The following is a 12,341-nucleotide window of genomic DNA, read 5'->3' on the forward strand; positions in this document are numbered from 1 at the left end:
GTTTTGGCGCTTCGTCTCGTTGCGCGGGTGCTCCCATCCCGGGATTCAAGGGTGGAGATCTCGTCTCGGAGTGCGGTCGTCTTTGGTTGTGGCCGCTTCGCTTCGCGCGAAAGGCTTTGACGGCCTCGGCTTGGGCTGGTGTCGGGGCTTATCCTCGCTTCGCTCGGCTTTATTCTTGTCGGTCTTTGGTTGTCTGGGTTAAACACGAGGGATGCGACGGACTGGGCTGCTTTATGATCGGCGGTTTCTCGAGCATCGGACCGGGGTGCGGCATCCGGAGGCGCCGGAGAGGATGGCGGTGCTTTGCGAGTTGTTCGAGGGGGGTGGGTACTCGGGGTTTGAGCGGGTCGCGGCGCGGCTTGCGACGGAGGAGGAGCTGCGGCGGGTGCACGAGCACGGGCATGTGGCGGCGGTCGCCCACAGCGCAGGGCGGGCGCATACGCAGTTCGATGCGGATACTCCGGCATCGGCAGGGTCGTTCGAGGCTGCGCGTCTGGCGGCGGGCGGGGCGATCGACATGGCGGACGCGATTGCGCGTGGAGATCTCGACAATGGTTTTGCGGCGCTGCGGCCGCCCGGGCATCACGCGGAAGCGGATCGGCCGATGGGGTTCTGCCTGTTCAACAACGTCGCGGTGGTGGCGCGGCATCTGCTCGACGTGCGCGGGATCGAGCGCGTGCTGATCGTCGACTGGGACGTGCACCACGGCAACGGCACCCAGCACTCGTTCTACGATTCATCACGCGTGCTCTACGCGTCGACTCATCAGTATCCGTTCTATCCTGGAACCGGCGCGCCGGACGAGATCGGTCGCGGAGAAGGGGCGGGCTACACGCTCAACGTTCCGATGCCGGCAGGCGCGGGCAACAGCGAGTTCGGTGCGGCGTTTCGCGATCTGCTGCTGCCGGTGGCGCGCGAATTTGCACCGCAGTTCGTGCTGGTCTCGGCGGGATTCGATGCGCATCGCGACGATCCGCTCGCGTCGCTTTCCCTGACGACGAACGCGTTCGCCGAGATGACCGACGCGCTCGTCTCGGTCGCCGATGCGAGCGCGGGAGGAAAGATCCTGCTGCTGCTCGAAGGCGGTTACGACCTCGACGCGCTCAGCGGCTCGGTGGCGACGAGCGTCGCGCACCTTCGAGATCCGCAACCGCTCGCGGAAAGCGCGGGCGAAGCGACGGCATGGACGCGCCTCAGTCGCGACGCGCTTGGCCCGTATTGGGAAACAATCTGATTCCGTTGTCCTCGCGCGCAGCGGGCGGAGGTTCGATCGGCGCGGTTCCCCAAAGACGACCGGACGGTCGCGCGCTCTCTTCGGATGGCGGCGGTGGCGGTGGCGCTTCGTCGGTCGCCGGGTCGCGACCTTCCGAATCGCGATAGAGCCGCACTTCGGTCCCGGATCGGGTCTCGACGGGCCGCGCACTCAGATGTTCGGGCATCGGGCGGCCGTACGGATCGGTCCGTACGCGCGGAAGCGGACGGCCATCCGCATCGGTCGGAACGCCGGCTCCGCGCAGCGGGCGGCCGTCGGCATCTCTGGGCAATGCCCGGCCGTACGGCTCCGTCGCAGCGCCATCACCGGGGAGCGCGCGGCCATACGGATCAGTCGCGGCACCCGGCAGCGGGCGGCCATACGGATCGGTCGCCGGTTCAGGCAGCGGGCGGCCATACGGATCGGTCGCCGGTTCCGGCGGCAGCGGACGGCCATACGGATCCGTCGCGACGCCGCCGGGCAGGGGTCGGCCGTACGGATCGGTCGGAACGGGAGCTGGTGATGACGCCCATCGATCGCGTGTGGGCGTTTCCGGGTTGCGCTCGGACGGCCAACGCGGATCGCCCGCGTTCGGCGGCGTTCTTTCGATCGGAAAACCATCTTCGTCGAGCGGCACGGCGCCGAGCGGATCGCCGGCGCCGGTGGCCGGCGGGGAGCCAGCGTCGCCAGGCGGGCGATACACGCGCACTTCCGACGGTGACGCTGGCGGCGTCGAGTCTTCCTCGCCCGGACTGCCGGGCTCGGTGCCTTCCTTGAAGCATTCGAGGAACGGAGCGGCGGTCCACTCGGCGGCGCGCTTGCCCGAATCCGGATCGATGTTCACGCAATTGATGTCTTCGGGCATCTCGAAGTCGCGCACCGGTGTGCCGGCCAGCGCGGGCTTCATGAAGTCGAGCCAGATCGGCGCAGCGACGCGTCCGCCGGTTCCCATCTTGCCCATCGTCTGGTTGGGATCGTCGAAACCGACCCACACGCCGACCGCGAGATTCGGCGTGTAACCGATGAACCATGCATCGCGCTGCTCGTTGGTCGTACCGGTCTTTCCCGCGACCGGGCGCTCGAGGGCCTTGATGCTCGTCGCAGTGCCGCGTTCGACGACGCCGCGCAGGATGTACGTCATCAGTGAGGCGGTTTCCGGCGAGAGCGCTTCACGCCGGCGCGGCTCGTCGGTGAAGAACGACTTTCCGTCCTTGTCCTCGATGCTGCGGATCAGCACCGGCTCGACCTTGACGCCGCCGTTGGCGAACGCGGTGTAGCCTTCGGTCAGATCCCGCAGCGTCATCTCGGTGGTTCCGAGCCCGAGAGAGAGGTTCGCGCCGAAGTGTCCGGACAGATGAAAGCGTGACAGGTAGTCGACGACGGTCTTGGGCCCCATGGCGTCGACGAGCTTGACGGAAACGACGTTGCGCGACTGTTCGAGCGCGGTGCGCAGCCGGATCGGGCCCTTGTAGTCGCGCGTGTAGTTGCGCGGCTGCCAGAGCTTGTCGTTGTCCATGAACTCGACCGGCGTGTCCTGGAGAATGCTTGCGGCCGTGAATCCGTGATCGAGCGCCGCGGCATAGACGAACGGCTTGAATGCCGAGCCCGGCTGGCGCTCGGCCTGCAGCGCGCGGTTGAACTGGCTCGCGAGGAAATCGTATCCGCCGACCAGTGCGGCGATGCCGCCGTCCTGCATGTCGATCACGATCAGCGCCGCTTCGATCTCCGGCGTCTGGGCGAGGTAGAAATGCGGAGGCTCGACGGTTTTCTCCGCAACCGGCAGCGTGGCGCCGCCGGCCTGCGCTGCGGCAGGCGTTGCCGCCGCGTCCGGCTTTTTTGCGGCCTCCGCGCTCGCGGTTTTGGCCAGCGCAGCCTTCGCTGTCTTCGCCGACACGACGTGAGCAGGCTCGCGCGTGCGGACCTCGATGACGTCGCCGGCGCGGAACGTCCGGCTCTTCGCCCGGCCGCTCCAGTGTACGGCGGACACATCGACGGTGGAGCTGAACGGGCCCACCGTTACGTCGAGCTTTCCGGGCGCGACGCGCGTGACGACGGCCTCGTAGATCCGCTCGGGATCGAGCGGGTCGTCGCCGATGTCGCCCTTCGTGCGCGCGACCGTGTCACGGGCTTCCTGGTCGCTCGGGTGCGACTTCGGTCCGCGATAGCCGAGCGCGCCGTCGATGCGCTCGATGCCGTTGCGCACGGCCAGCTCGGCCAGCGACTGCAGGCGCGGCTGCATCGACGTGTGCACGGTGTATCCCTGGTTGTACGGAGCTTCGGCGCCGAACATCGTCTCGAGCTGCAGGCGCACCGTCTCGGTGTAGTAGTTGCGCACCGAGCTCACTTTCTGGTGCCGCGCCAGCACCTGCACGGTCTCGCGCATCGCGGCCTGGTATTCGCCGGCGCTCAGGAAATGCTCTTCGAGCATGCGGCGCAGCACGTAATGCTGGCGCGTGGTCGCCGCTTCCGGATCGCGGTTGGGCGAATAGCGGCTCGGCGCGGCGGGAAGCCCGGCCAGCAGCGCTGCTTCGGCGGCGGTCAGCTCCTGCACGGATTTTCCGAAGTAGTTGCGCGCGGCGGCGCCGACTCCGTGGTTGCCGTCGCCGAAGTAGATCTGGTTCAGGTAGAGCTCGAGGATCTGCTCCTTGGTCAGGTGCTGCTCGAGACGCAGCGACAGCAGGATTTCCTTCGCCTTGCGCTCGTAGCTGCGCTCGGGCGTCAGCAGCAGCGCCTTGACGACCTGCTGCGTGATGGTGCTCGCGCCCTGGACGACGTCGCCGGCGCGCAGGTTGGCGACCATCGCGCGAAGAATCCCGATGAAATCGACTCCGCGATGCGCGAAGAAGTCGGAATCCTCGGCGGCCAGGAACGCATTGCGCACGAGCGGCGGGATCTCGGCGATCGGAACCCGGTAGCGTCGCTCGCGGTAGAATTCCTCGATCAGCGAGCCGTCGGCGGCGTAGACTCGTGTGGCGACCGGGGGGTCGTATTCGAGAAGGCGATCGATCGTGGGCAGCGTTTTGGTGAGCTCGTCGTACATCGTCAGCAGGACGACGGCGCCGAACCCCACGGTGACCGTAAGGATCAGCGCGACCAGCCACTTGAGAACACGCAACACCCGCAATCACCGTCGCCGCAGTGCGGTGACGAACAAGATCTACAGAAGGATTGCGAAGTTTGCACGCGAGCGTGCGCACGCGTGCATGTTTGAGGCCAGTCCGGGAGACCGTTATAGCGACGTCACGTGGGTTCGAGCGACCGAACGAGCATCGATGCAGAACGAGAAGGCGCATCCGCCGATTCGCCGGTGCGCGAAGCGGCTCGCCTGCTCGCGCGTGCGCAGTCGGTCGTTTTCCTTACCGGCGCAGGCATCTCGACCGAATCGGGGATTCCGGATTTCCGCTCTCCCGGCGGTCTCTGGACCAGGTACGACCCGAGAAAGCTGACCTTCGATCTTTTCTGCGCGCACGAGAGCACCCGGCGCGACTACTGGAAGCTCGCGACCGAGTCGTATCCGGTGCTCAGGCGTGCCGAGCCGAACGCGGCGCATCGCGCGATCGTTGCCGTGGAGCGTGCCGGCAAGCTTTCCTGCCTCGTCACGCAGAACATCGACGGGCTGCACTGCAGGGCGGGGAGCTCGCGGGAACGCGTCATCGAGATCCATGGCTCTTCGCTTGCGGCCTCCTGCATTGAATGCGGCGCCGCCCACGACCGCGAGCAGATCCACGAGGACCTCGTCCGCCAGCTCGCGGAAGCCGGTGAGGACGGCGAGATCGCCGTGCCGTACTGCGACCGCTGCGGCGGGCCGGTCAAGCCGGCGACGGTCTCGTTCGGACAGGCGATGCCGGTGGCCGAGACCGAACGCGCATTCGCCGCGGCGTCGGCGTGCGATCTGTTCATCGTCGTCGGCTCGTCGCTGGTCGTCTATCCGGCCGCCGGCCTTCCCGAGGTTGCCGTGCGCGCCGGCGCGCCTCTGGTGATCGTGAACAACGAGGAGACGCCACTCGACCGCCTGGCCGACGTCGTCCTTCGCGGCTCAGCGGGCGAGTCGATGTCGCTTCTCGTGCGCGCGGCCGGTATTCGTTTTCCTTGATCCCGTTTCTCGACCTCGTCCGCGATTTTCAAGAAGTCGAAGCCGATGCCCGCCGCCGCATCGACTCGGTGCTGGCGAGCGCACACTACGTTCTCGGGGCGCAGACCGAATGGCTCGAGAACCAAGTGCGCGTGCGGCTCGGAGCGGCGGCGGCGGTCGCCGTCAGCTCGGGCAGCGACGCGCTTTCGCTTGCGCTGCTCGCGCTCGGCATCGGTGCGGGCGACGCGGTCGTGGTGCCGTCGTTCACGTTCTTCGCCACCGCCGGCGCCGTGCTCCACGCCGGAGCGACGCCGGTGTTCTGCGACATCGATCCGGCAACGTTCCTGGCCGGTGAGCGCGAGATGCGCGCCGCGATCGAACGCGACTTCCAGAACGGGCAGGGAACGCTGCGCCATCGCCGCACGGGCGCACGCCTTGCGGCGCTGCTCCCGGTGCATCTTTACGGGCAGGCCTCGGCGATGGACGCGATCATGCGGCTGGCGCGCGAAACCGGTGCACGCGTCGTCGAGGACGCTGCGCAGGCGTTCGATTGCCGCTTGCACGGCACGCCCGTCGGACGTTTCGGCGACGTCGGGTGCTTTTCGTTCTATCCGACCAAGAACCTGGGCGGCGCCGGCGACGGCGGGCTCGTGGTCTCGGACGATCGCGCGCTCGGCGCGCGCATTGCTCGCCTTCGCAGTCACGGAGGAGACGAGGGCAGCTACCTGCACACCGAAGCCGGGATCAATGCGCGCATGTCCGAGCTGGTCGCGGCGGTGATCAATGCGAAGCTCGCGCGCCTCGATGCGTGGACCGCAAGAAGGCGAGAGATCGCCGCGCTCTATTCGTCGAGTCTCGGCGTCGCGGCAGCGGACGGCATCGGGATCCCGCAGCCGTGCGCGCCCGAGTCGCATGTCTGGCACCAATATACGGTGAGAATCGACGGCCGCTCTTCCACGGCATCGAGCGGCGCATCGCGCCGCGACCGGATCCGCGCGCGCCTCGAAGACGCCGGCGTCGCGACACGCGTGTTCTATCCGCTGCCGCTTCACCGCCAGCCGTGCTTTGCCGCGGGCGGCGACGGCGCGCCGGAGCTGCCGCACGCCGATGCGGCGTCGGCCGAAGTGCTGTGCCTGCCGGTCTATCCGTCGCTCGGCGACGATGCGGTGCTTCGCGTCGCCGATGCGCTTTGCACGGCCGCCCGCCTCGAATGATCAGATCCTCGCGCGCAGGGTCCGGCTCACGGCGACTGCCGTGTGTGGTCGCGATCGGAGGGTTCGATCCGTCGTGCGGCGCCGGCGTGGTCGCCGATGCGCGCTCGATCGAAGCGATGGGAGCAGTACCGCTCGCCGTCGCGACCGCGCTCACCGTGCAATCGGGCAGCGGCGTGCGTTCCTCCTCGGCCGTGCGGCCGGCGCTCGTCGTCGCGCAGCTCGAAGAGCTCCTCCGGCATCTTCCGGTTCGTGCGATCAAGATCGGACAGGTTCCGAGCGGCGGCGTCGCACGCGCGCTTGCCCGCAGCCTTTCGGGATCCGCGTTGCCGCTGGTTCTCGATCCGGTTCTGCGCGCGACCGGCGGCGGCGAGCTCGCGAGCGCATCGGCTGTGTCTGCAATCGCCAGGCATCTCGTCCCGCTTTCGACGCTGCTGACGGTCAATCTGCGTGAAGCATCGGTGCTGACCGGGCGGCGTGTGACCAGTATCGCATCGATGGAACGTGCAGCAGTCGATCTTGCGGAGCTCGGCGCCCGGGCAGTGCTCGTCAAGGGCGGTCATCTGAGCGGAGATCCGCTCGACGTGCTGCTGGCGGGCGGCGACCACATCGTGCTTCGCAGCCGGCGAATCGCCGCATCCATGCACGGAACGGGCTGCGCGCTGGCCTCTGCGGTGGCAGCGAGACTTGCCTGCGGTGATGAGCTCGAAATCGCAGTGCGTCGTGGGCGTGAGCACGTGCGCCGGCTGCTCACGGCATCGCAAAAGACCGGAAGAAGCCGCCTTCGCGCTCCCGAACCATATTGAGCGCCCCGATTTCGCTGATATAAGCTCCCGCATCATCGACGAGACTCCACCATCCGAAGCGCCGGTCCGGGCTTCGACTACGGCCGGCCCTCGCGGGGCGAGCCGCCATCTGCGTTTGCTCGAGGACCTGACGGTTCTGCTCGGCCGCAGCATCGATGCCGGCGACGCGCTCGAGGGGCTCGTGCGCATGGTCGCGTCGGCTTTCGATTGCGAGGTGTGCTCGCTCTACAGCTTCGATCCCGACACCGGTCTTCTCAGCCTGGCGGCAACGCACGGCCTTCCTGCACGCAGTATCGGCCGCGTCACGATGAGCAAGAGCGAAGGTCTCGTCGGACTCGTCGTCGAGCAGCAGGAGCCCGTCATCGTCGACGACGCGCTCGCGCATCCGCGTTTCAAATTCTTTCCGGAGACGGGTGAGGAAAAATACCATTCGTTTCTCGGTGTGCCGGTCGGCGAGGGCGGCGGCACGCGCGGCGTGCTCGTCGTGCAGAGCCGGCGCCGCCGCCGCTTCGTGCCCGAAGACATCAGCCTCGCGCGTTCGGTCGCCGGCCAGATCCGCGCATTCATGGTCAACGCGCATCTGTCCGAACGACTCCAGCGCCAGGAAGAAGAACGCGAGCGCTACCGGCGCGAGATGCAGAAGGCCGTCCAGCGCCTGGAGACGCTCGAGACCGCAAGGTCGAGAAGCGAGCGCAAGGTCGACGACACCGACACCGTCATGCGCTCGGGCCTCGGCGCATCGCCGGGCATCGGCATCGGCCGCGCGCACAAGCTCGAACCTCCTGCGGATCTTGCCGACGTCGAGATCACCCCCGGCATCGGCATCCTCGAGGAGCGCGCGCGTTTCGAGTCGGCGCTCGCCGACGCGGTCCGCGAAGTCGAAGAGGCGCGCGTTCGCATGCGCGAGCTCGTGCCCGAAGTCGGCGGAGCGATCTTCGAAGCGCTGCGCATGATGATCGAGGACAGCTCGTTCTCGTCGCGCGTCGGCGAAGAGATCGACAAGGGCATCTCGGCCGAAGGCGCGCTCAAGACGGTCGTACACGACTACGTCCAGCGCTTCGAGGCGATGACCGACGACTACCTTCGCGAGCGTGCGGCCGACGTGCGCGAGGCCGGCCAGAGAATCCTGTGGTTCCTGCTCGGCATCGAAGCCAAGGTGCCGCAGGTTCGTGACAATGCGGTGCTGATTGCGAACGAGCTTTCGGTGACCGACCTGGCCAGCGTCGACCACGACAAGCTGTGCGGCATCGTCTCGTCGACGGGCGGTGTGACGTCGCACGCGGTGATCCTGGCAAAGTCGCTCGGGATCCCGACCGTCGTCGGAGTCGACGGCATTCTGGACGCGGTTCGCGAAGGCGCCGACATCGTCGTCGACGGCAACTCGGGTACCGTCTACCTGCGTCCGGGAGCGGACGTGCTGGCCGAATACCGCAGGCTCGACGTCGAATACCGCGAGTTCCAGCGCGGCCTCGAGCACCTGCGCGAGCTTCCCGCCGAAACCCTCGACGGCCATCGCGTGAGCCTGCTGACCAACGTCGGGCTGATCGGCGAGATCGACCTGATCGACAAGTACGGCGCCGAAGGCGTGGGCCTCTACCGCACCGAGTTCCCGTTTCTTTCGTGGCGCGATTTTCCGAACGAGGACGAGCAGAGGAATCTCTACCGCCGCGTGTTCAAGCGCATGGAAGGGCGGCCGCTGACGATCCGCACGCTCGATCTCGGTGCCGACAAGCATCCGCTGTTCGGCCCGCAGTTCCGCGAGCGCAATCCGTTTCTCGGCCTGCGCTCGATCCGCCTGTCGCTCGAGTCGCCGGACTTTTTCTGCGAGCAGATCCGCGCCGTGCTGCGCGCCGCCGACGGTGCGCCGGTTCGGATCCTGTTCCCGATGATCACCAACGTCGAAGAGATGCGGCGCGTGCGCGAGATCTATTCGGAGTGCCTGCTCGACCTCGAAAGCGAAGGCATGGAGACCGCGCCGTGCGTCGAGCTCGGCGCCATGATCGAAGTGCCGTCGGCGGTGCTGCAGGCGCGCCAGCTCATGCGCGAGGTCGACTTCGTCTCGATCGGCACCAACGACCTCATCCAGTACACGCTCGCCGTCGACCGCGACAACCTGCGCGTGGCCTCGCTGTACGAGCCGCTGCATCCGGCCGTGCTGCAGTCGATCAAGATGACGGTCGACGCTGCGCACGACGCCGGCCGCCGCGTCGGCATGTGCGGCGAGATGGCCGGCAACCCGCTGTGCACCCTTGTCCTGATCGGCATGGGGCTCGACGAGCTCAGCATGGGCGCGCGGTCGGTCCCGGTGATCAAGCAGATCGTACGCAAGGCGAACTACGACGATGCCGTGCGGGTGGCGGCCGACGTGCTTCGCTGCGACACGATCGAAGAGGTCAAGGGAACGGTCTTTGCCGCGCTTCGCGAGCGCGACCTGATCGAGCTCGTGGATTCGGTGAGCTGATTCCGTGGCAACCGCATCAATGAACGGAAGCACGCTGCTGCCGACGGCGATCGTCCCTAGCGTCGAGCCGTCTGCGCTTTCCGCAGCCGAAGTGCGCGCCGAGCTCGCGCGAATTCTGGCGGCCGGTGCAGTCCTGCGGCCCGCCGGGCTTGCCCGCGAGAACCCGGCACCGCTCGCCAGGGGTCGCTACGCGCCGACCACGCTCATCGAGCTGTTCAACACGCGGTTTTTTCTTTCCGATTATTTCCAGACGCCGCAGCTGCGCTTCTTCGTCGCGTTCCTCGTGCAGCCGGAGCCGGACGGGCGCGTGCGTTCGGTGTGGCCGCGCATCATCTACAAGGATGGATCGCTGGTCTGGCGCACCGCTTCGCACATGGTCTCGAGCGACGACGATTTCTGGATCGGCAAAGGCGACATCCGCAGCGAGATCATCGGCGACGAAGAGCACTACGAATCGGTCGAATCGACGACGGACCTTCCGTTCGAGATGCAGACGGCGCTCGAGATCGCAGCCCGGCGCACGATCAAGGTTCGCAACGAGCGGCGAGCGCTCGACCTGGTGCTGCGCAACGCGCCGCCGTCGCGCGTTCGCGCGTACAGCGATTTTATCGGCCCGCGCGAGCGCGCCGCCGCCGATCCGCGCAACCTGATCAACGGCGGGCGGCCGATTGCGAAATTTCGCACGCACCGCGGCCGCAAGGACCCGGCGAGCCTGACGTTCGTCAAGGGATTCGAGCCGGATTTCAGGAAGGGCGTGCTCGAGACCGCAGCGTCGTCGAGCGTGCTGTACGGCGGCAAGCTCATGCGCTACCGCGTGCTGTCGGTGAACCGCAAGGTCCAATACCTGTTCTTCTCGGGGCCGAAACAGGTCTGGATCATTCCGCCGCAGGCAACGACGTCGGTGCTGTCGACGTTCGGCGTGCGCACCGTCGACGTGGTCGTCGACGACGATCTGTGCTGCCCCGGCTACGAGTACCATTTCCTCGACGACACCGTCGATCCGCCCGAGTTCTACAGCCAGATTCCCGAAGGCTATGCCGGCGAAGTCGGCCCCCACGATCCGTCGCGAGCCGACGCGTCGCCATGGCTCGACAAGCTCTCGGTCATTCAGCAGTTTCGCAGACAGGTTCTCGGCCCGGCATGACAGAAATCGGGGACAGACACTGATTTCGCGAAATCGGTGTCTGTCCCCGATTTTCGCATCGGGTTGACAGCGGTGGCCATTGACGCGCACGGTTGCGGTCATGAAATCTTCCAGCAGCCGTCTGCGAACCGTCGTCTTCCTGTCCGCGTCAGCCTGTATCGTCGTTCCGGCCGGGCCTGCGGCAGCAATCACGCACTGCAAAGCCAAGGTTCTCTCCGACGGCACCATCGCAATCAGCGGCCGCGACATCGTCGGCGTGCCGGTCTGGGGAGTCCGCTACGGCCAGGAAACGACCGGATTCGACAACGAGGGCACCTGTGTCGCCGACGGCAGGGCGAAGAACTGCGCGCTGGCCGCGGTCGGAATGCCCGAGCGCACCGAGGCCCCGCCAAGCTGCACGATTTTCGTCGCCGACGGTGGCAGCGAGAGTTGCAGCGCATGGGTCAAGCACTGCTACGCGTCCTCGGAGCCGCTTCCGTGCAATGTGCTGCCGGCAGACAACATCTGGAATCGCGACATCTCCGCGCTGCCCGTCCATTCGATGTCGGCCGCGTGGATCGCGAGCATGGGAGCGACGACGGCGGTGCATCCCGATTTCGGCGCGGGACCATATCTGAACCGCATCATCGGCATCCCGTACATGGTCGTATCGTCGGCCCAGCCCGACGTCGCGACGTCGTTTCTCTACTCGGACGAAAGCGACCCGGGACCGTATCCGGTCCCGTTCAACGTTCCGGTCGAAGGCGGCGGCAGCAAGGCGAGCAAAGGGCGCGGCGACGCGCACGTGCTGCTCGTCCAGGAAGACACGTGCCGGCTCTACGAAGTCTACGCGTCGAAACGTGCGAGCGACGGATCGTGGAGCGGCGGCAGCGGCGCAGTCTTCGACCTCAACTCGAATGCGCTCCGCGATGACACATGGACGTCGGCCGACGCCGCGGGCCTGCCGATCCTTCCGGGTCTTGCCCGCTACGACGAAGTGGCCGGCGGCGTTATCACGCATGCGCTGCGGTTTACCGCGAGCATCACGCAGAAAGCGTACGTCTGGCCGGCAAGGCACTACGCGAGCAGCAACACCGATCCGAACGTTCCGCCGTTGGGCATCCGCGTGCGGCTCAAGGCTTCGGTCGACATCTCCGGGTTCTCGACTGCGAACCAGGTGATCCTCACGGCGCTCAAGACGTATGGGATGATGCTCGCCGACAACGGCTCGTCGTGGTTCGTCTCCGGCGCGCCCGACCGGCGCTGGGACGACGACGACCTTCACGCGCTGCAGACGCTTCACGGCAGCGACTTCGAAGTGGTCGATGTCTCATCGCTGCAGATCAGCGCCGACTCCGGCCAGGCCGCGCCTTGACGGCGTGACGGTGCGCGACCAGCCGGCATCGGAGGTTGTCG

The 12,341-nt window shown here is 67.1% G+C and carries 8 protein-coding genes; 7 read left to right on the forward strand and 1 reads right to left on the reverse strand.

What is annotated here, in order from left to right:
• Positions 1–211: 211 nt before the first annotated feature.
• Entirely contained in the window at positions 212–1,234 is a 1,023-nt protein-coding gene (locus tag VN634_19035) for a histone deacetylase (protein HXC52989.1), read from the forward strand.
• Here VN634_19035 and VN634_19040 read toward each other — a convergent pair.
• Positions 1,194–4,370: a PBP1A family penicillin-binding protein gene (locus VN634_19040; GenBank protein ID HXC52990.1), complete on the reverse strand. Its 3,177-nt coding sequence runs from the start codon at positions 4,368–4,370 to the stop codon at positions 1,194–1,196. The genes VN634_19035 and VN634_19040 overlap by 41 nt on opposite strands.
• A gap of 126 nt (positions 4,371–4,496) precedes the next feature.
• Between VN634_19040 and VN634_19045 the strand changes: the two genes are divergently transcribed.
• The 6 genes from VN634_19045 (at position 4,497) to VN634_19070 (ending at position 12,300) form a co-directional block, all read left to right on the forward strand.
• Positions 4,497–5,345, forward strand: coding sequence for a Sir2 family NAD-dependent protein deacetylase (locus VN634_19045; GenBank protein ID HXC52991.1), 849 nt, complete (start codon positions 4,497–4,499; stop codon positions 5,343–5,345).
• On the forward strand, positions 5,342–6,538 hold the full coding sequence (locus VN634_19050; GenBank protein ID HXC52992.1) for a DegT/DnrJ/EryC1/StrS family aminotransferase: 1,197 nt from the start codon (positions 5,342–5,344) through the stop codon (positions 6,536–6,538). Before VN634_19045 ends, VN634_19050 begins: the two co-directional genes overlap by 4 nt.
• Before the next feature lie 44 nt (positions 6,539–6,582).
• Positions 6,583–7,341 carry a hydroxymethylpyrimidine/phosphomethylpyrimidine kinase gene (locus VN634_19055; GenBank protein HXC52993.1) on the forward strand — a complete coding sequence of 253 codons (759 nt, stop codon included), beginning with the start codon at positions 6,583–6,585 and terminating at the stop codon, positions 7,339–7,341.
• A gap of 115 nt (positions 7,342–7,456) precedes the next feature.
• Entirely contained in the window at positions 7,457–9,802 is a 2,346-nt protein-coding gene (gene ptsP / locus VN634_19060) for a phosphoenolpyruvate--protein phosphotransferase (GenBank protein ID HXC52994.1), read from the forward strand.
• Between the two features lie 4 nt (positions 9,803–9,806).
• Positions 9,807–10,946, forward strand: coding sequence for a hypothetical protein (locus tag VN634_19065; GenBank protein HXC52995.1), 1,140 nt, complete (start codon positions 9,807–9,809; stop codon positions 10,944–10,946).
• 100 nt (positions 10,947–11,046) lie between these two features.
• Positions 11,047–12,300, forward strand: coding sequence for a hypothetical protein (locus tag VN634_19070; GenBank protein ID HXC52996.1), 1,254 nt, complete (start codon positions 11,047–11,049; stop codon positions 12,298–12,300).
• The last annotated feature ends 41 nt before the right edge of the window (positions 12,301–12,341 follow it).

The sequence above is a fragment of the Candidatus Limnocylindrales bacterium genome, from assembly GCA_035571835.1.
Classification (GTDB): Bacteria; Desulfobacterota; Binatia; order UBA1149; family CAITLU01; genus DATNBU01.